General features: G+C 69.5%; 11 protein-coding genes. 8 read left to right on the top strand and 3 right to left on the bottom strand.

From position 1 onward, the window contains the following. Nucleotides 1-5 precede the first annotated feature (5 nt). Together AB0D14_RS26340 and AB0D14_RS26345 are read right to left on the bottom strand one after the other, a co-directional pair. On the bottom strand, nucleotides 6-1430 hold the full coding sequence (locus tag AB0D14_RS26340; RefSeq protein WP_362783490.1) for a cytochrome P450: 1425 nt from the start codon (nucleotides 1428-1430) through the stop codon (nucleotides 6-8). Further along, nucleotides 1430-2950 (bottom strand): prenyltransferase/squalene oxidase repeat-containing protein, encoded by a 1521-nt coding sequence (locus tag AB0D14_RS26345; RefSeq protein ID WP_362783493.1) that lies wholly within the window; start codon nucleotides 2948-2950, stop codon nucleotides 1430-1432. The genes AB0D14_RS26340 and AB0D14_RS26345 overlap by 1 nt, the downstream gene beginning before the upstream one ends. Before the next feature lie 417 nt (nucleotides 2951-3367). On the opposite strand from AB0D14_RS26345, the gene AB0D14_RS26350 reads away from it, so the two are divergent. Further along, on the top strand, nucleotides 3368-4714 hold the full coding sequence (locus AB0D14_RS26350) for a hypothetical protein (protein ID WP_362783496.1): 1347 nt from the start codon (nucleotides 3368-3370) through the stop codon (nucleotides 4712-4714). A gap of 163 nt (nucleotides 4715-4877) precedes the next feature. Here the strand turns inward: AB0D14_RS26350 and AB0D14_RS26355 are convergent, their stop codons facing one another. Then, complete coding sequence (locus tag AB0D14_RS26355; RefSeq protein WP_362783498.1) at nucleotides 4878-5468, bottom strand: TetR/AcrR family transcriptional regulator; 591 nt, start codon at nucleotides 5466-5468, stop codon at nucleotides 4878-4880. Nucleotides 5469-5610: 142 nt separating this feature from the next. On the opposite strand from AB0D14_RS26355, the gene AB0D14_RS26360 reads away from it, so the two are divergent. The 7 genes from AB0D14_RS26360 (at nucleotide 5611) to AB0D14_RS26390 (ending at nucleotide 19709) form a co-directional block, all read left to right on the top strand. Then, nucleotides 5611-6363 carry an SDR family oxidoreductase gene (locus AB0D14_RS26360; protein WP_362783501.1) on the top strand — a complete coding sequence of 251 codons (753 nt, stop codon included), beginning with the start codon at nucleotides 5611-5613 and terminating at the stop codon, nucleotides 6361-6363. Between the two features lie 668 nt (nucleotides 6364-7031). Further along, entirely contained in the window at nucleotides 7032-7367 is a 336-nt protein-coding gene (locus tag AB0D14_RS26365; protein ID WP_362783504.1) for a MerR family transcriptional regulator, read from the top strand. Nucleotides 7368-7754: 387 nt separating this feature from the next. After that, nucleotides 7755-8543, top strand: coding sequence for a DeoR/GlpR family DNA-binding transcription regulator (locus AB0D14_RS26370; RefSeq protein WP_362783506.1), 789 nt, complete (start codon nucleotides 7755-7757; stop codon nucleotides 8541-8543). Between the two features lie 561 nt (nucleotides 8544-9104). Then, complete coding sequence (locus AB0D14_RS26375; protein ID WP_362783678.1) at nucleotides 9105-11969, top strand: TIM-barrel domain-containing protein; 2865 nt, start codon at nucleotides 9105-9107, stop codon at nucleotides 11967-11969. A gap of 131 nt (nucleotides 11970-12100) precedes the next feature. Further along, the gene (locus tag AB0D14_RS26380; protein ID WP_362783509.1) at nucleotides 12101-13972 is read left to right on the top strand and encodes a glycoside hydrolase domain-containing protein; all 1872 of its coding nucleotides are present in this window, start codon (nucleotides 12101-12103) and stop codon (nucleotides 13970-13972) included. Then, on the top strand, nucleotides 13969-17706 hold the full coding sequence (locus AB0D14_RS26385) for a beta-galactosidase (protein WP_362783512.1): 3738 nt from the start codon (nucleotides 13969-13971) through the stop codon (nucleotides 17704-17706). The genes AB0D14_RS26380 and AB0D14_RS26385 overlap by 4 nt, the downstream gene beginning before the upstream one ends. Further along, on the top strand, nucleotides 17706-19709 hold the full coding sequence (locus AB0D14_RS26390; protein ID WP_362783515.1) for a glycoside hydrolase family 31 protein: 2004 nt from the start codon (nucleotides 17706-17708) through the stop codon (nucleotides 19707-19709). The genes AB0D14_RS26385 and AB0D14_RS26390 overlap by 1 nt, the downstream gene beginning before the upstream one ends. The last annotated feature ends 7 nt before the right edge of the window (nucleotides 19710-19716 follow it).

The raw sequence follows: 19716 nt of genomic DNA on the forward strand, positions 1-19716 counted from the left end.
CTTGATCAACGGATGCCTCCTCGCGGCGCGCTGCCCAGGGGGGCCGGAAGTTCGGGGATCATCCGGAGGCGGTCGGGCCGGGTGACCGTGCCGACCTGGGCGCGGACCTGATCGCCGGGGACCGGGCGCAGCCGCCAGCGGCCTGTGATCGTCGCTGTGACGATGGCCATCTCGGTCCAGGCGAAGCTCTCTCCGATGCACATGCGGTTCCCGGCCCCGAAGGTCAGATAGGCGCCGCGCGGAAGATGCGCGCACCTCTCCGGCAGCCAGCGGTCGGGGTCGAAACGGTCCGGGTCGGGGAAGAGAGCCGGGTCGCGGTGGAGCGCGTGCGGACTGACGAACAACTCGGTGCCCGCGGGCAGGGCGACGCCGTCGAGGGTGACGGGCCGCACCGCGCGTCGCATCAGCAGCCAGACCGGGTGCAGTCGCATCGCCTCCTGCGCAACCCTGCGCGTGTACGGGAGTTTCGGTAGGTCGGCGGCCACTGCGGGCCGGCCTCCGAGCACGGTGTCGGTTTCGTCCCGAAGCCGCTGCTCGGCTTCCGGGTGTCCGGCGATCTCGTGGAAGGTCCAGGCGAGCGCGGCGCTGACGGTGCCGATGCCCGCGGTGAACAGTGTCAGCAGCTCGTCGAACACCTCCGCGTCACGCATCCCTTCACCCGTACGCGCGTCCCGTGCGTCCAGCAGCATCGTCAGGAGGTCACCGCGGTCCGTGCCGTGCGTCCGGTACTCCGAGATCGTGTGGGTCAGGAAGGCCCGCAGCCCGGGTGCGTGCTTCCGGCCGGGCCGCCCCACGGGACGGGTCGGCCGGCGCAAGCGGGCCGACAGCCACTCGCTCCAGGCTCCGGCCGGGGACAGAGTTCGCTCCATCGCATGGTGTTTGACAGCCATCCACGCGGCGATCGCCTCCACCGCCTCCGGCGCGAGGGGCGCCGCGAACAACGTCCTGAGGAGAATCTCCCGGGCCGTCCGGTCGATCTCCGCGGTCAGGTCCACCTGTTGCCCCTGCCGCCAGGACGCGGCAAGGTCCGCTGCCTGCTGTGTCATGGTTTCGGCGTACCGCTCGATCCGCCGTGCGTGAAAGGCGGGTTGGGCCAGGCGGCGCTGCCTGTGGTGGAACGCGCCCGACGAGGTCACAAGCCCTTCGCCCAGGTGACCGCGGAGTTCGTCGAAGAGGGCCCCCTTGTCGAACGCCCGCGCATCGGTGACCAGCACCTGCCGGATCAGGTCCGCGCTGTTGAGTACGTACACCGGCTTCGGCCCGACGTAGATCCGCACCAGGTTTCCGTGCTGCCGCAGACCGCACACGAACCCGAGCGGATCCCGGCCCAGCCTCCCGGCATGCCCGGCAAGGGGGTTGCGCCCCGGGGCGGTCGGTACGGCCCGTGCCCGCCCGGGCGGGAATGGCCGGCCACTCACGACATCCGACATCAGCGGCCCCCTGGTCCATACGGAAAGGCGGTGCGCAGCCCCATGGCCACGAAGGCGTGGGTTTGCGTCTGATAGTGCGTCAAAAGGGGTCGGGGGCCGACCATTTCTGGCATACCCGGCCATGTACCGTCGCCGCACTGGCTGTCGGCCAGATAGCCGAGGCCGCCGCGACGTGCGTGAGCATGCTCCACCCCGCAGCGGTCGAGAGCCGCGAGAGCGAGGCCGGTGGCGCTGGGGAGGCTGTCGCCGCCGGGTTCGGCGGGCCACCCTCCGTCATCGTTCTGGGCGGTGAGCAGGTCCTCACCGACCTCGCGCAGAATCGCGCGGTCGTGCAGTGCCGAGGAAACCTCGAGAACGGAGTACGGAAGTCCCCGGTACCAGCTGGCGGTCCACCGCCCGGTGCTCTTCCAGCGCCCGACGAGCCACCGGCGCGCATCCTCGACGCCGACGGAGTGGCGGGAGTCGTACCGGTCCAACGCGGTGACGGCATGCGCCACCACGTCCTCGGTGGGCGGGTCCTGAAGGTGCTGCCAGGTCCTCCACAGCCCGTCGGGTGTGCGTCGTTGCGCAAGGTAGGCCAAGGCCCGCCCGGTGACGGCATCGGGCACCTCGGGCAAGCCGGCGAGCGCGATCAGGGCGGCACTGGTCGTGTCGTTGTCGGACTCCGTCCCCGACCTGAAGGACCAGCCTCCGTCGTCGTTCTGCACTCGGCGCAGAAAGCGCACGGCGGGAGCCAGGCCCTGCCGGTCGAACTGTGGAATGCCCTTGAACGCCCTGACGGTCAGCGTGGCGTCCCACACGTCGCTCGTACAGAACCGCCACGTTCCGTCCGGTCGCTGTGCGCGCAGGACGCCATGGTGGGCCCGCCGCCATGCACGGGACCTGGGCATCGTGGCGGTGAGGGCCAGGAGGGCCAGAGCGGTGGTGATCGGATTGGCGTGGAACATGCCGTCCGGTGACTGGTCCCGGCAGAGCGCTTCGGTGGTCTCCCGGGCCTGGGCGGGACAGCCGAGGTGGGCCTCCAGGAGTGCGCGGGCGGACAGGTACTCGGTGCGCGTCCACGGTTTGAACCGGGCGGTCTCGGCCTGTGCGCAGGCATGCGCCAGCGCTTCACGCAATGTGGTCGGTGTGCTGCCCCCCAGCACTACCCGATTCCGGTGCGTTGCGATGACCTGCAGGAGCCGGGCACGGGAGGCCACGACGGGGTCGTCGAACACCGAGGACCGGATGTCGATCGCACCGTCCCGGTCCAGTACGAGCGAGCGCAGCGCGCCTTCGAACGCCTCGGCCGCGGGATGGTGACGCTGCGGAGCCGCGCGCATCAGCCACTTTCGGGCACGCCCCGCTGCGGCCTGGCTCGGCGCGTCGGGCAGCGGCGAGAGGGCGCACCACATCAGTGCCGTCTCCGTGACACGGGGGTCCGGTTCGGTCTCCCACGCCCCTGCGTCGGTCTGGGTCGCCAGGCAGTAGGCAGTCGCGGACTCGAGTACGTCGTCAAGCTTCACGGGCAGAGTGGTCATGACGCGTCACCTGCCGGAGTGGAAGGGGACTCTTCGACGAGGCGTAGTGCCTCCTGCACCAGGAACGCCCGGCTCCCGTCCCCCAGTTGGGGCAGGTCCTCAGCCCGCGGGGTCCGCGGATTCTGCGGGCCGGTCGGAGCTGCCAGTCGTGGCCGAGGGTGCGCAGTGGCGGGACCAGACGTCATTGTGCCCTTCTCGCTGAGTCAGGTTCGGAACGGCCGGCGCAGAACGCGTCCGGCCGGCCGCTCACCGGATTAGAGCCCGGCGGCCGTTGGGTACGTAGTCAGTTAACCGTCGGCGGCCTGGCCCGCACAGGGGGGCGGGTCAGTGAGCGTCGTGCGGACGCGGACAGTTTGTGCGTTTGTGAAATCCGGGCGGGCGGTGCGGTCCGTCCGCCTAGCCCATGCGAGGAAAGCGGTGCCCCACACCCCCAATGCCCGGCTGCGACTCCTGCTCGACGAAGCCGACTGGAGCGGAGCCCGCTTTGCCTCCGCCGTCCGTGCGGTGGCCGCCGAACACGGGCATTCCTCCGCCTGCGACGCCTCCGCGGCCTCCCGCTGGCTGTCCGGCGCTCAGCCTCGTCCTCCCGCCGCGACCTTCATCCTGGAAGCCCTCTCCCGGAAGCTGGGGCGACCCGTCACCGCGGTCGAGGCGGGCCTGAGCCGCGCACCGGCGCCCACCCTCGAGCTGTCCTGGGAGGCCGACCCGCTGCAGAAACTGTCCGCGCTCACCGATACGGATCTCGATCCCACGCGCCGCCGCCTGTTGAGCTCCGGGCTCTACAGGCTGACCGCGCTGACTGTCCCCGACGCCTTCGTCCCCCGCCGGCGGGCACTGGCCGATCGGCCGTCATCCGCTTCTGGGATCGCGGTGAGTCCGGCCGGAGCGGAGCACGCCGAGCAGATGCAGACCATGGCCACCGCCTTCGCCCAGGTCGCCGCGGTTCATGGCGGGGGCCACGTACGCACCGCGCTGACTGCCTACCTCCGCCACGACGTCGCGGGCTATCTGTACGCCCCCGCACCCGATTCACTGCACCGGAGTCTGCTGACCGGGACCGCTCAACTCACGTTGCTCCTGGGCGGCATGTGCGCCGACGACGGCGCCGACAGCCTTGCCCAGCACTACCACCGCACCGCCATCCAACTGGCCGCCGAGAGCCACGACCCGGCGACCTATGCCATCGCCCTGCGCACCCTGTCCACCCACGCCCACAGCCTGGGGCACCACGCGCCGGCCGTTTTCAGCCTGGCCGAGCGGGCCGCCGCCGCCGCCCGCCACGCCCCATCGATAGTGCGGGCCTACACCCAGGCTCACCTGTCCGTCATGCAGGCGCACCACGACCGGCATGCCGCGCTGGCCGCGCTCACCGTGGCAGAGCGCCACCATGACCAGGCCACCGCCGCCCCCGGCCCGTTCACCGCCTACTCCCTCGGTGCCCTGCACTACCAGCGCGCCCAGACCCTGGCCACGCTCGGCGATCGCGCCGCCGCGGTCAGCGCCCTGGCCTCCTCGCTGCGTGTCCGGACCCCCGAAGAGCGTCACGCCGAGGCTCTCACCCGGGCCAGCCTCGCCGAAACCCTGTTGAGTCAGGGGCAGTTGGAGGCGGCGTTGAAGCACTGGGACCTCTTCCTCGACACCTGCGCCGGCCTTCACTCCGCCAGGGCCGTCCGCCGCCTCCACACCCTGCGCCGACTCCTGCACCCCCACCGCCGTCACCGAGCCACAGCGGCCCTGCTCGCACGGGCAGCTGCCCTGCGATGACGCGCACCGCGGCCCATGGGCGCACCCCGGGGCCGAGGGGTTGCCGACGCACTTCGGCCACCGCGGTGCCCGGTTCCAGAGGCGTGGCGCGGGTGTGCCGGGTGATGAGCTGTTTTCAACCTGACTGAGGGCGGGCTGGGTGGGCTGGGCGGTCTCGGTCGCTCTACGGTCGTGGCAGGACCGCCAGGGCCGTTTCAGCGATTACGCGAAGTGAGCCGGGGCTGCTGCCGCCTTTGCCCAGCGCTTCGATGCCGCGCAGCACGGCCAGCAGGAGCCCGGCGAGCCGGGCGGGGTCTGCGTCCGGCGCGATATCGCCCGCGCGTTGCGCTCCCGCGACGCAGGCGGTGATCAGTTCCTCGATGGCCGTGAACGTCCGGCGGGCCGTCGCTGCGACGGCCGGGTCCTGCTCCGACAGCTCGGCGGCGCCCTTGGCGAGCAGGCAGCCCCGTCGGCAGACGTCCGAGGCGGTGGCCTCGGCCACCTTCATCACATGCGCGCGCAGCCGTTCGTAGGCATCGGTGTCCGGACCGTCGAGCGCCCGGCGCACGGCCTCGACCAGCCCGGCGCAGTGGTCGGCGTACGTACGCAGGAACAGCTGGTGCTTGTCGCCGAAAGCGCCGTAGAGGCTGCCCTTGCCCAGGCCGGTGGCGGCGGCGATGTCGTCCACCCGCGCCGCCGCGTATCCGGTCGACCAGAACTGGTCCCTGGCGGCGCGCAGCACCTCGTCCTCATCGAAGTTTCGGGGTCGTGCCATGCTCGGACGATAGCAGTTCTTGACTACCTCGTCCATAACCGACTACGTTCTGGACGAGACGGTCAAGAACATCGATCGCCTGTCCCGGCAATGGCACATGAGCAGCGCAAACGCCGTTGCCATCTCGATTGGATTAGGTGCCATGCTCCCCATGAACGGAAAGACCGCCCTCGTCACCGGAGCCTCCAGCGGAATCGGCCGGGCCATCGCCCAGCGCTTCGCCGACGACGGCGCCCGCGTCTACCTGACCGGCCGCCGCAAGGACGAGCTCGAAGCCGCAGCGGAGGCCATCGGTCCCGATGCGGTCGCCGTGCCGGCCGATGTCTCCCGCGCCGCCGACCTCGACCGTGTCATGGACGTCATCCGCGCCGACGGACACCGGCTCGACGCCGTCGTGGCCAACGCCGGCCTGGGCGACGGCGCCCGCCTCCAGGACGTCACGGACGAGCAGTTCGACTTCGTCTTCGGCGTCAACACCAAAGGCAGTCTGCTGACCGTGCAGAAGTCGCTGCCCCTGCTCGCCGAGCCCGCCTCGGTGATCCTGCTGGCGTCCTCCACCATCCACCAGGGCGCCGACCGGATGGGCGTATACGCCGCCTCCAAGGCCGCCGTACGCAGCCTGGGCCGGACCTGGGCCGCGGAACTGGCCCCGCGCGGCATCCGCGTCAACGTCATCACGCCCGGCCCCATCGCCACCCCCGCCATCGACCGCATCGCCGGCCGGCTCGGCCAGAGCACGCAGGACTTCCACGGTGCGCTGGCCGCGAACATCCCGCTGCGGCGCATGGGCCGCCCCGAGGAGGTCGCCGCACTCGCCGCCTTCCTCGCCGGACCCGAAAGCTCCTTCGTCACCGGCGCCGAACACTTCGTCGACGGCGGACTGGTCCAGGTCTGACCAGCCGTGACGAGGCGCCGCCCGTCGCGTCCTGGCCCGCGTGCCCCTTCTGCGGCCGGGCTCGACCATCTCTCCTTCTGGCTCCCGGAAATCTATGTTGGCCGGAGTAGACATTGGGCGATGGTGTGGTTATGGTTTCTCTCGTAGTCGAGATCGAGCGAGGCCCGGCAGGGACGAACTGCCGGGCAGAAGTACCAGCAGCAGAAGTACCAGCAAGTGCAGTTCGCAGGGCGGTGCGGTGGTGGAGTTCCGAAGCCAGGGTGGTTGCAGGACGGCGACGGGACTGACGACCGGACCGGGTGGCCCGCAGTGATCAGGGGCCGCCGTGAGCAGTACCGAAAAGCAGTTCAGTAAGTGCACTACGCAACACCAGCAGTACGCAGTTCCCGCTTGGCAGGTAATTCGGTTAGAGGGAAAGAACGGAGGAGCCAGGCGCCATCAGGATCGCCCGGGCGGAAGTCTTGGGCCCGGGTACCGCAGGACATCGATAGTGAGGTGGTCTCCGGTCGAGCAACCGCGATCCCCGCAACCCCGACAGCATTCAGGCCGGGTCCGCGGAAACAGAAGGCCGGCGCAGCACTGGGGCCGGCAGATGGTGTAGCAGTTCCTTCGGGGCCCTGGTGCCACATGGCACCAGGGCCCCTCCACGCGTTCCACAGAGAGGTGCAATGACAGCAGGCGACGTGTTCGGACGTCTTGACGACGATGACTATCCCGCTTACACGATGGGCCGGGCCGCCGAGATGCTCGGCACCACCCAGGGCTTCCTCCGGGCGATCGGAGATGCCCGCCTCATCACCCCGCTCCGCTCCGCGGGCGGCCACCGCCGCTACTCCCGCTACCAACTGCGCATCGCGGCCCGCGCCCGCGAACTCGTCGACCGCGGCACGCCCATCGAAGCCGCCTGCCGCATCGTCATCCTCGAAGACCAACTCGAGGAAGCCCAGCGCATCAACGCCGGACACCGCCGCGCCGCCGAAGTGTCCGGCGCGCCCGCGGCCTGAGGCAGTGCGTGGTCATTGCCTCTGGTGACGTCGGGGCGGCTCGACCACGCCACCTTCTTCCTGATCATCTTCGGCACCTGCATTTCCTGGCCGTGCGCGGCCACGGACCGGGCCACGGACCGGCCACGGACTGGGCGGCGGTCAGCAGGTCGAGGAGTTGCAGAGCGCGGTGGAAGTCTGCGCCGACGGCGTGGCGCTGGATGCCGAGAGCGCGGGAGGGAGCCGTCTGCGTTGCCGGGGCCGGTGTTCCCGACGATCTCACTGAAGTCGAGCCCGACGGCGTCCATGGCGTCGAAGCCCTCCTGGTACAGGCCGCGGCCGTCGACGCGAGAATCGGACACGGCTCGTGCTTTCACGGGTCCGCACACCACGGACAGGGGAGGGCGCATGCCGGCACCGCAGGACAGATGGAGTGCCTTGCTTGACATGCTGACGCGCGACGGGCGGATCGAGGTGGAGGCCGCCGCGGAAGCACTGCAGGTGTCCACGGCCACGATCCGACGCGATCTGGATGAGCTGGCGCGCCAGCAGATGGTCACCCGTACCCACGGCGGGGCCCTGATCAACGCCATCGCGTACGACCTGCCGCTCCGTTACAAGGCCGCGCGCAAGGCCCCGGAGAAGGAGCGGATCGCCGGCGTGGCGGCGGGGCTGGTGAAGGCGGGTGCCGTGGTGGGTCTGAACGGCGGCACCACGACCACCGCGGTCGCCCGGGCGCTGGCCATCAGGCCCGAGCTGAGAACGGAGGGCGCCGGGCCCTCGCTGACGGTCGTCACCAACGCGCTGAACATCGCCAACGAGTTGGTCGTACGCCGTCATGTGAAGGTCGTCGTCACCGGGGGAGTTGCCCGCCCGGCCTCGTACGAGCTCACCGGACCGCTTGCCACGGAGATGCTCGCGCAGATCACGCTCGACCATGTCTTCATCGGCGTGGACGCGCTCGACGTCCGGCACGGGGCGACGGCCCGGGACGAGGGCGAGGCCGGCATAAATCGGGCGCTGGCCTGCCGCGCCGAACGGGTGATCGTGGTCGCGGACTCCTCCAAACTGGGTCGGCGGGCCTTCGCCCGGATCTGCCCGGTGGAAGACGTTCATGTGCTGGTGACCGACAAGGCGGCGGGCCCGGAGCTGACCGAGCCGTTCGCCGCGGCGGGCGTGGAGATCGTTCGGGCCTGAGCGGAAGAAGAGCCGCGCGCCGGAGACGAACGGCAGGCCGTACTGGGCGCCTTCGTACTGCGCGTGGTCGGCCAGGAGCTGCGATACCGATGAGGTGCCGTTCTACGAGGAATCAACTTCGCTGCAACCTAGTGATTTTTTCTGCTCGAAATGAGCTAACTTCGAGCAGTAATCGTCGTCATGCTCAGCAGGTCGCGCATGCTGTCACGGGCGCGAACCCGGTCCGGCAACGGCATCGCGAGGCCGTTCGTGGTCTGAGATGTGGCCGAGAAATCATGGAAGTGGATGTTGACAGGTGACGTTTGTGGCCAGAACATGAGCAGAAATGAGCATGATCTCGCCGTACGCCGTACCGCTCCGCGAAGCAACGCCCCGCCCAGCAGGAGGACGTGAGTGCGCATCAAACCGCTCAGACGGTGCAAGTCCCGTGGTCCCGGCACGCTGTTGGCCGCCGCGCTGGCCCTGACGCTCGTACCGCCCGTTGCCGGACCCCTCATCAACGAGGCCCGGGCGGCCACCGCCGACCGGCCGAAGGTGACCCGGAGCGCGGACGGCCTCACCATGTCCGTGCCGGGCACCAAGGGCGCACCTGGCTACACCGTCGACATCGCCACCGGCGAACTCGCCCTCACCACCGAGCGCTCCGGAAAAACCGTGCTCGACACCGCGGGCGATGGCGGAGGGCTCCGCTTCCGCTCCGGCGGGAAGTGGGAGCACGCCACCGCGGTCACCGACTGGACGTGGCAGGGCGGCGTCCTCACCCTCACCACCGACACCACCCTCGACGGCGCCACCGTCACGGCCCGGCTCGAGCCCGAGGCCGACCGCTACCAACTGGACTGGGACGTCGAAGGCGGCAGCCCCGACCGACTGGGCCTCGCCTACGACCTGTCGTCGGCCGGCCACTGGTACGGCCACGGCGAGGCCGAGACCCCGCAGGGTGGTCCCGGCGTCAACCAGCCCTGGCCGCTCGACGCCGGTGAGGTCGACCACAAGGCCTTCGGGCCGGCGTCGTACAACATGATCGACCCGTTCTGGTACACCTCCAGGTCGACCGGTCTGCGCGTCGACACCGGAGACGTCATGGACGTGGCGCTCAACAAGGGCAAGGACGGCCTGGGCACCTTCGCCGTCGAGTCGCCCGGCACCTACAAGGCCACGGTGTTCGTCGAGTCGACCCCGCTCGACGTCTACCGCGACTACATCGGCATCGTCGGCAAGCCGGCCAAGAGCGACGCCACGTACGAGCAGTACGCCAAGCCGCTGTGGAATTCCTGGGCGCAGTTCTACACCAAGGTCGACCAGGAGAAACTTCTCGACTACGCCACCGACCTCCACGACAACGGGCTGGACGGGCACACCATCCAGCTCGACGACAAGTGGGAGTCGAACTACGGCAATCTGACGTGGGATCCCAAGACCTTCCCCGATCCCAAGGGCCTGTCCGACAAGATCCACGAGATGGGGTTCGACTTCGGTATCTGGGTCACCCTGTGGATCAACCTGGACTCCGACAACTACCAGTACGCGGTCGACCACGGCTACTTGCTCATGGACGCCAAGGAGACGAGCAAGCCGTGTGAAGTGACCTGGTGGAACGGCCAGGCCGGGATCATCGACCTGGCCAACCCCGACGCCAAGGCCTGGTACGAGGGCAACCTCAAGAAATTGATGGACACGTACGACATCGACGGGCTGAAGTTCGACACCCGCTTCTTCGACGAGAAGTGCGCGCCGCGCGAGGGCCACCAGGCCACGGACTACCAGAAGCTCGGCACACAGCTCGCCGATGAGTTCGACCTCCAGGGCGCCGGAATCCGGGTGCACTGGAACCGGACGGCCCATGAGGCGGGCTTCGTCACCCGCCAGATCGACAAGGGCACCGGCTGGGACTCGCTGCGTGCCTCCGCCACCCAGAACCTGGCCATCTCCACCGTCGGCTATCCGTTCGTCGAGTCCGACATGATCGGTGGCTCCGGTGGCCAGCCGGCACCGTCGAAGGACGTGTTGGTGCGGTGGGCGCAATCCGCCTCGCTGATGCCGTTGATGTACGCCTCGACCTCGCCGGTGGACACCAACGACACCACAACCGGGCAGAAGGTGGACTACGACCAGCAGACGGTCGGCCTCTACCGGGAGGCGATCGAGAGCCACGAAAAGCTCGCCCCCTACATCTGGGACCAGGTGCAGAGCACCCTGAAGACCGGCGATCCGATCATGCGACCGCTGTTCTTCGACTTCCCGAAGGACGAGGCGAGTTACACGGTCACCGACGAGTGGATGCTCGGCCCGGCCGTACTGGCCGCGCCCAAGCTGAGCACCGGCGCCACCCGCTCCGTCCACCTGCCGCCGGGCACGTGGTACGACGTGAACCAGGGCACCGTGATCCGTGGGCCCAAGACCCTCAAGGGGTACGCGGCGCCGCTCGGTGTCACCCCGGCCTTCGTCGACCTCAAGGCCAAGGGGGCCGCCAAGGCCCTCAAGGCGCTCAAGCGCGACGACGCTCCGGCCGCCTCCGTCCTGATCACCCCGGACGCCCCGTCCACCGACTCCGGCACACCGTTCGAGGTGACCACGGAGGCGACCAACTGGGGCACCCGGACCCTCAAGAACGCCAAGGCGGAACTGGACCTGCCCGACGGCTGGAGTGCCAGGGCGACCGGACCGGCCACCGCGAAGTCCCTCAGAAACGGAGCCACCCTCACCACCACATGGACGGTGACCCCGGCCGACGACGCCCGATGGGGAAACCACGACCTCACCGGCACCGTCACCTACAACGGCTACGGCGGACACAACGGATCGCAGAAGGCCTCCGACACCGTGCAGGCGCGGGTGAGGGCCGCCCCGGGCAGTGTGCGGGACCCGTACCTGACGACCGACACCACCTCCGAGGACGCCCGGTACGCCCAGGCAGGCGACCAGTTCGCCATCTGGGCGGGCGGACAGGACCTGTCCGGCTGGAAGGACGAGAAGGGCGTCATCTACCGCGACGACGCGGCGGGGGAGAAGGCCACCGTGCAGGCCCAGCTGGTCTCCCAGAGCAGTGCCTCACCGGTCGGCAAGGCCGGTGTCGCCTTGGCCAACGACCTGACCGCGCCGGAAAAGGGCGGTTACGCGGTGCTGGCCATGACCGAGCGGTACGGCCTGGAGTTCATGACCGACAGCGACGGCGACGGCAAGCTCGACACCTGGGCGGGTGGCGGCTCCACCTACCACCCGGCGTATCTCAAGCTGACCCGGGACGGCGCCACCTACACCGCGTACGCGAGCAAGGACGGCGGGACCTGGTCGAAGGTCGGTACCGCCGAGGTGCCGTCGGCCGCCGGTACCGGTGACGCCGGAATGGTCGCCGGTGCGGCCAACGCCAACTATCCCGGCGAGAACATCGAGGCCGTCTTCAGCGGCTTCTCCGTCACCTCCTGAACTCGCAGCGCCACTGAACTCGTAGCGCCCCTGATCCCCCGCACCACTGAACCCACCGGCGCGGGGGCCGGCCCGCACGTCCGTGAGACCCGTGAGACCCGTGAGACCCGTGAGAGAGGGAACCCGCCCCCATGGCACGTACGTCCTCAGTTGTCGCCGGCTTCGTCGCGGGCGTCGTCGTGGCCGCGAGCGCCACCGCGATAGCCGTCACCGGTACGGCTACCACCGGCACCGACCTCAATTCCAAGGCCACCACCACCTGGCTGACCGCCAAGGTCGCCGACGCCATGGGCACCAGGGACACCATCACCTGGGTTCCCTCCGGCTCCTTCGCCGGCTCCGCGGAGGAGCGGGTCCCGCGCTACCCGATGACCGCCATCCAGGGCAAGGACACCAAGGAGCTCAAGCTCTCCGCGGTGCGCAACGAGCAGGTCTCGGCGCAGTTGGCGATCGCCTCCGGCCGGGACCTCGACGACGTCAAGGCCGTGGTCGGCGACCTCACCGGACCGGGCGGCGCGAAGCTGTCCGGTGACGACGCCCAGGTCCGGTTCGTCAAGTACGTGCCCGTGCAGCGCTCCAAGAGCGAGGTCGACTGGTCCGCCACCATCGACCAGGTCAGTTCCGGCAAGGAAGTGTCCGGCGACCGTAACCCCGACGTGGTCGGCGACGCGCTCGACGAGCGGAACTCCGTGGACGTATCCGCGTACGCCGCGCAGCCGCTGTGGTTCACCTTCCAGATACCTGAGAGGGCCAGGCCCGGCACCTACACCGGCACGGTGAAGGTCGAGGCGGACGGCCGTACCCGGACCACCTACCCGCTGACCATCGAGGTCGCGGACACGAGTGTGCCCGACCCGAAGGACTACGACTTCTTCCTCGACGTATGGGCGCAGCCGGAGACCATGGCCAAGAACCACGGTGTCAAACTCTGGTCCGACCAGCACTGGAAACTGATCGACAAGTACGACCGTGACCTGGCGTCGCGCGGCCAGAAGGTCATCAACACCACCGTCGTCGACAACCCGTGGCACCACCAGTGGTCACTCGGCACCCGGGAGTCGCAGACCGCCACGCCGTACACCAGCATGGTGGGCTGGACCTGGAACGGAAAGAAGTTCTCCTTCGACTTCGACCGCTGGGACAAGTACGTCAGGACCGCCCAGCGTGCCGGTCTCGGGCCCGACATCGGCGCGTTCTCCATGCTGGCGTTCCAGGACCAGGAGCACCTCACCTACACGGACACCCGCACCGGCAAAACCGTCCGGGAGAACGTCGATCTGGGCGGGGGCCGCTGGCGGGAGGCATGGGGAGCGTTCCTGCCCGCCTTCGAGAAGCATCTGAAGGCGAAGGGTCTGCTGGAGGACACCTGGCTGTCCTTCGACGAGCGGCCCATCGCCACGATGACGGTCGTCAAGGACTTCGTCCACGAGGTCGCGCCGGCCTTCGACGACCGTATCTCCGTGGCCGGTTCGATCAGCACCGAACGCGTCGCGTCCAACCTGTCCGTCGACTGGGGCGGCATCGACGCGATGACGAAGGAGAAGGTGGCACAGCGGCGCGAGGCCGGCAAGACCACGACCTTCTACGTGTACGGCTCGCCGGCCCATCCCAACACGTTCTCGTACTCGCCCGCCGTCGAGTCGCGGATGCTGCCGTGGATCTCCGCCCAGCGGAATCTGGACGGCTTCCTGCGCTGGTCGTACAACAGCTGGACCAGCGACCCCTTCAAGCAGCCGGTCCACATCTTCACGCAGGGCGACGAGTATCTGGTCTACCCGGGCAAGGACGGCCCGATGTCCAGCATCCGCTGGGAGCAGTTGAAGGAGGGCATCGAGGACTTCGAACTCATCACGCAGCTGCGAAAGAAGAGCGGCGGGGGCGCCGACAGCGAAGCCCTGACCGAGGCACTCACCACCGCGACGCGGAACCTCGACGGCCGGACGAAGGACGTCAACGACATCGAGACCGCGCGGGCGGCCGTCGTGAAGGGGCTGACGTCATGACGGCCGCCATGACTGGCGTCAGGAGGGGCAAGTGGAGATCTCTGCTGCTCGCCGGAGCGCTGACTGGTCTGAGTGTCATGCCCCTGACCAGCGCGGGCGCCGCGACACCGGCCCGGGTGCAGCCGAAGGCCCCGGCCCAGGCTCAGCCCCAGACCCAGGACCGGACCCAGCCCCCGGGTCAGGGTCGGCACACCGTCACCTACGACCAGTACGCCGTGCAGGTCGACGGCAAACCCCTGTACATCTGGGGCGCAGAGTTCCACTACTTCCGGCTGCCCAGCCCCGACGCGTGGCGCGACGTACTGCAGAAGATCAAGGCAGGCGGGTTCAACGCGGTCTCGCTCTACTTCGACTGGGGCTACCACTCGGCCAAGCCGGGTTCGTACGACTTCACCGGCACCCGTGACGTGGAGCGACTGCTCGACGAGGCCGAGCGTGCGGGTCTGTATGTGATCGCCCGGCCGGGCCCGTACATCAACGCGGAGGTCTCCGGCGGGGGCATGCCCGCCTGGCGGAAGACCCAGGCCGGGGTGAACCGCACCTCCGAGCCGGAGTACCTGAAGGCGGCCCGGGAGTGGATGAGCCGGATCAACCCGATCATCGCCCGGCACCAACTCACCCGTGGCACCGGGTCGGTGATCCTCTACCAGGTCGAGAACGAGTACCAGGGCGGCCGTCACGATGCCGACTACATGCAGACCCTCATCGACTGGGCGAAGCAGGACGGCATCGATGTGCCGACCTTCGTCAACGACGGTGGCGCCAACAAGAACTGGGTGAGCGGCAAGGGCGCCCCCGACATCTACGGCTTCGACGCCTACCCGCAGGGCTTCGACTGCAAGGACCCCGACAGCTGGAAGAACCTGCCCGACTATTCGTACGTCAACGAGTGGAAGCCCGAGTCTCCGCTGATCATCCCGGAGGCACAGGGCGGCGCGTTCGACCCCTGGGGCGGCACCGGATACCAGGACTGCGCGAAGCTCACCGGCACCGACTTCACCCGGGTGTTCAGCAAGATGAACATCGCCGCCGGGGTGAGCGGCCAGTCCTTCTACATGACGTACGGCGGCACCAACTGGGGCTGGCTCGCCGACCCCAACGCGGTCTACACGTCGTACGACTACGGGGCCCCGATCAACGAGTCCCGCCAACTGACGGAGAAATACCAGGAGTTCAAGCGCCTCGGCTACATGGTCAACTCTGTCACCTCGCTGGCACGCACCGACAAGGCCGAGGCCCCCGCCCCGTCCGACGACGCGCTGCGCATCGACCGGCGCGTCAATCCGGACGACGGCACCCAGTTCTTCACCGTCCGGCACGCCGACACCCGCGTGAAGGACAAGGACGAGACGACCCTGTCGCTGAAGGGCGCGGACGGCGAGTACCCGCGCGTACCGCAGCAGGGCACGATCACCGTCGACGGCCGGGACGCCAAACTCCTGGTAGCGGGCTACGACTTGAGCGAGAGCCAGCGGCTCGTCTACTCCACCTCGGAGATCATGACGCACGCCCGGATCGGCGACCGGGAGGTGGCGCTGCTGTACGGGCGTGCGGGCGAGGCCGGCGAGACCGTGCTGCGGTATGCGGAGCGGCCCGACGTCACCGTCCTCGACGGCGACGTCACCACCGCCTGGGACGCCGAACGAGGTGACCTGCGGCTGAACTACACCCACAAGGGGCTGGCCCGGGTGCTGGTGAACGGCCTGGAAATGCTGATCGCCGACACCGCCGAGACCGCCCACTGGTGGCGGCAGGACACCGCCGCGGGCCCGGTCCTGGTACGCGGACCGTCCCTCGTCCGTACGGCCGAACTGGCGCGCGGCACCCTGAAGTTGACCGGCGACTCCACCAAGGCCGCGAAGATCGAGGTCATCGCGGACGCCAAGAAGGTGACCTGGAACGGCAGCACGGTCACCGTCACCAAGGCGCCGCGCCCCGTCGAGCTGCCCAGGCTGACGACATGGAAGTACAAGGAGGAGGCACCGGAGTCCGCCCCGCACTTCGACGACGCCACCTGGACCACCGCCGACCACCTCACCGCCAACAACCCGGACCTGGCAGGGGCGCTGCCGGTCCTCGCGATGGACGAGTACGGCTACCACCACGGCAACGTCTGGTACCGCGGCCGGTTCAAGAGCACGGGTAAGGCGACCGCGCTCGCACTCACCGCCAACACCGGCCCGACCGGCCAGTACGCGGTCTGGCTCAACGGCCGCTACCTCGGCAGCTCCGGCGACGGCGCGCACACCTTCGACATCCCGGCGGACACGCTGAGGGCCGGCGGTGACAGCACGGACAACGTCCTCTCCGTCCTCGTGGAGAACGCGGGCCACAACGAGGAATGGGGCCACGACTACTCGAAGGAGCCGCGCGGACTGCTCGGCGCCGAGGTGATCGGCGGCGCCTCCACCCTCACCTGGAAGATCCAGGGCAGCCGGGGCGGTGAGGACCCCGTCGACACCGCCCGGGGCCCGTACAACAACGGCGGGCTCTACGGGGAGCGGGCCGGCTGGTCGCTGCCCGGATACTCCGACAGCGGTTGGAAGAGCACCACCCTCTCCGAGCAGACCGGGAAGAGCGGGCCCGGCGTGCGCTGGTACCGCACCTCCGCACGGCTCGACCTGCCGCAGGGCCAGGACAACGCGATCGCGCTGGACCTGGCCGAGACCGCGGGCGGCGGCACCGGCTACCGCGCCGAGATCTTCGTCAACGGCTGGCTGATCGGCCGCTACCTGCCCGACACCGGACCCCAGACACGGTTCGTCGTCCCCAAGGGCATCCTGCGCGAGCAGGGCGGCAACACCATCGCCCTGGCCGTGTGGTCCACCGAGGCCGGCGCGGGCCCGGCTTCGGCGAAGCTGGTCGACCTCGGCGCCTCGGCGGGCGGGATCAAGGTCGGCACGGTGGCCGCTCCCTCGTACGACGCCAAGACGTACGCCATGCCGGCCGCAGGCGCTCAAGTCACCGTGGACGCCGAGCCGTTCCTGGGCACCGGCACCGCAGCCAAGGTCCCTGTCACCCTCAGCGTGCCGAAGGACGCGCCGACCGCCCGGAACGTCGAGCTGGCCCTGAAGGTCCCGGACGGCTGGACCGCCATCACCGACGGCACCACCCGTTTCGACCGGGTCCGGCCCGGCGCCACGGTGACCGCGGACTACACCGTCACCCCGCCGGGCGACCCGGTCCACTACGCCCTCCTGACCGCGGCCGCCAAGCTCGTCCAGCCCGGCCGTCCGGGCACCGTCACCGGTGTACGGGCCGTGCAGGTGCCGCCACCCGGACTGTCCGCCGATGCCTTTGTGAGCGACCTGACCCTGGTCAAGGCGGTCAATGGCTGGGGCCCGGTCGAGAAGGACGCCTCCAACGGGGAGGACGCGGCGGGTGACGGCCGTCCCCTGAGCATCGGCGGCACCACCTACACCAAGGGCCTCGGCGTTCACGCGAACAGCCAGATCCGGGTCTATCTCGGCGGCGGCTGCACCCGGTTCACCGCCACCGCCGGAGTGGACGACGAGGTCGGCGACGGCGGAAGCGTCTCCTTCCAGGTGATCGCCGACGGCCGCTCCCTCACCACAACCCCGGTGGTAGGCGGCTCCGACGGCGGCACCGGCATCGACGTGGACGTGACCGGCGCCCGCTGGCTGGACCTGCTGGTCGACGGTGACGGCGATGTCTCCTCGGACCACGCCGACTGGGCAGAGTCCAAGCTGACGTGCGGCGGCGGTGGTGCCTGATGCCCACGGTGAGACGGACCGTCCGCTGCGGCTCGGCGGCGCTGATCCTGGCCGCGCCGCTTCTCGGCACGGCCCCGGCGGCTGCCGACTCCGGGCCGGTCACCTTCGCGACGCCCGCCTACGAACTGCGCGTCGCCACGGACCGGTTGACCGTCACCACCGTGCGGGCGGGCCGGACCGTCCTGGCCACCGCGCCCGCGGCGTTCCGGTTCCGGATCGGCGCCGACTGGCACATCGTCCGGGAGGTCACCGGCAGTACGCGTGACGGCAACGCCCTGCGTGTCACCGCCGCCACCGACCTGCCGGGCGTCACCGTGGATCTGCGGATCACCCTGCGCTCAGACCGGTACGACATGAACTGGTCCCTGTCGGGCGCCCGGGCCGACGCGCTCAGCACGGCGTACGACCTGAACAGCGCGGGGCACTGGTACGGGCACGGCGAGAACAGCGACCAGACCGTCCAGCCGTGGCCGCTGGACTCCGGGCAGGTGGTGGACACCGGGTTCAGCCCGGCGTCCTACCAGGTGGTCTCCCCTTTCTGGTACACCTCCAGCGCCACCGGGCTGCGGGCGGACACGAACGACCCGATGGACGTGCGGATCAACGCCGGCGGCAGCGGGCTCGGCGAGTTCACCGTCACCGGCGAACGCCCCGCCGCCTCCACGGTGTTCGTCGAGGACACCCCCGCCGAGGTGTACCGCGACCACATCGCACTGGTCGGCAGGCCCGAACGTTCCGACACCTCCTACGAGCAGTACGCCACCCCGCTCTGGAACTCCTGGGCCCAGCTCTACGGCGAGCAGACCCAGGAGAACGTCCTCGCCTGGGCCCGTGCACTGGCCGGCGCCGGGCTCGGCGGGCACGCTCTCCAGATCGAGGAGAGCGTGATCGCCGCCGACTTCGGCGAACGCTTCCCCGATCTGCCCGCCCTGTCCCGGCAACTCGACCGGCTCGGCTTCGACCTCGGTATGTGGACGGGCCTCTACATGCCCGAGACAGCCGCCAACTTCTCCGAAGCCGTCGACAACGGGTATCTGCTGAAGGACCCGTCCGATCCGTCCAAGCCGTGCCTGTTCACGTGGTGGAACGGCCGCCGGACCGGGTTGATCGACTTGGCGAATCCCGCGGCGCGGCAGTGGTACGCCGACGATCTCAAGGCGCAGACAAACGAGTCGGGGGTGGCGGGGTTCAAGTTCGACACCGCCTTCTTCGACGACCGGTGCGCCCCGTATCCGGGGGCGACCCGCGCCGACTACGTGGAGTACGGCGCCGAGCTGGCGGACGAGTTCGACCAGCAGGGGGCCGGGCTGCGGGTCGCGTGGAACGCCGCGCAGAGCAAGGGCTTCGCCATTCGCACGGCCGACAAGCCCACCACCTTCGGGGGGCTGCGCGCCGCGGTCTCGGCCAACCTGGCCGTCTCGACGATCGGGTACCCCTTCGTCGAGACCGACATGATCGGCGGCTCGCTCAGCTACCCGCCGCCCACCGAGGAGGTCCTGGTCCGCTGGGCGCAGGCGGCATCCCTGACGCCGCTGATGTACGCCTCGACCTCGCCGACCGGTGTACGGGACGCGACGACCGGCCAGTGGGTCGGATACGACCGGGGGACGGTCGATCTCTACCGGGAGGCGATCAAGACGCACGAGAAGCTTGCCCCGTACATCTGGGATCAGGTGCAGAGCACCCTGAAGACCGGTGATCCGATCATGCGGCCGCTGTTCTTCGACTTTCCTCGGGACGAGGCGAGTTACACGGTCACCGACGAGTGGATGCTCGGCCCGGCCGTGCTGGCCGCGCCCAAGCTCGACGAAGGCACCACCCGGGACGTCTTCCTGCCGTCCGGAACCTGGCGTGACGTCACCAACGGCAAGGTCGTCCGCGGCCCCGTGACGCTCAAGCAATACCCGGCGCCACTCGGGGTGACCTCGGCGTTCGTGAACCTCAAGGCCAAGGACGCCACCAAGGCGTACCGGGCGCTCGCGCGCACCGGCGCGGAACAGTAGGGGGCGG

It is taken from the genome of Streptomyces sp. NPDC048484, assembly GCF_040651415.1.
In the GTDB taxonomy this organism is placed as follows: domain Bacteria; phylum Actinomycetota; class Actinomycetes; order Streptomycetales; family Streptomycetaceae; genus Streptomyces.

What these genes read in the sequence shown, in the direction of transcription:
- AB0D14_RS26340 (WP_362783490.1), bottom strand. Translation starts at nt 1,430, where the DNA reads ATGTCGGATGTCGTGAGTGGCCGGCCATTCCCGCCCGGGCGGGCACGG.
- AB0D14_RS26345 (WP_362783493.1), bottom strand. Translation starts at nt 2,950, where the DNA reads ATGACCACTCTGCCCGTGAAGCTTGACGACGTACTCGAGTCCGCGACT.
- AB0D14_RS26355 (WP_362783498.1), bottom strand. Translation starts at nt 5,468, where the DNA reads ATGGCACGACCCCGAAACTTCGATGAGGACGAGGTGCTGCGCGCCGCC.
- AB0D14_RS26360 (WP_362783501.1), top strand. Translation starts at nt 5,611, where the DNA reads ATGCTCCCCATGAACGGAAAGACCGCCCTCGTCACCGGAGCCTCCAGC.
- AB0D14_RS26365 (WP_362783504.1), top strand. Translation starts at nt 7,032, where the DNA reads ATGACAGCAGGCGACGTGTTCGGACGTCTTGACGACGATGACTATCCC.
- AB0D14_RS26370 (WP_362783506.1), top strand. Translation starts at nt 7,755, where the DNA reads ATGCCGGCACCGCAGGACAGATGGAGTGCCTTGCTTGACATGCTGACG.
- AB0D14_RS26375 (WP_362783678.1), top strand. Translation starts at nt 9,105, where the DNA reads ATGTCCGTGCCGGGCACCAAGGGCGCACCTGGCTACACCGTCGACATC.
- AB0D14_RS26380 (WP_362783509.1), top strand. Translation starts at nt 12,101, where the DNA reads ATGGCACGTACGTCCTCAGTTGTCGCCGGCTTCGTCGCGGGCGTCGTC.
- AB0D14_RS26385 (WP_362783512.1), top strand. Translation starts at nt 13,969, where the DNA reads ATGACGGCCGCCATGACTGGCGTCAGGAGGGGCAAGTGGAGATCTCTG.
- AB0D14_RS26390 (WP_362783515.1), top strand. Translation starts at nt 17,706, where the DNA reads ATGCCCACGGTGAGACGGACCGTCCGCTGCGGCTCGGCGGCGCTGATC.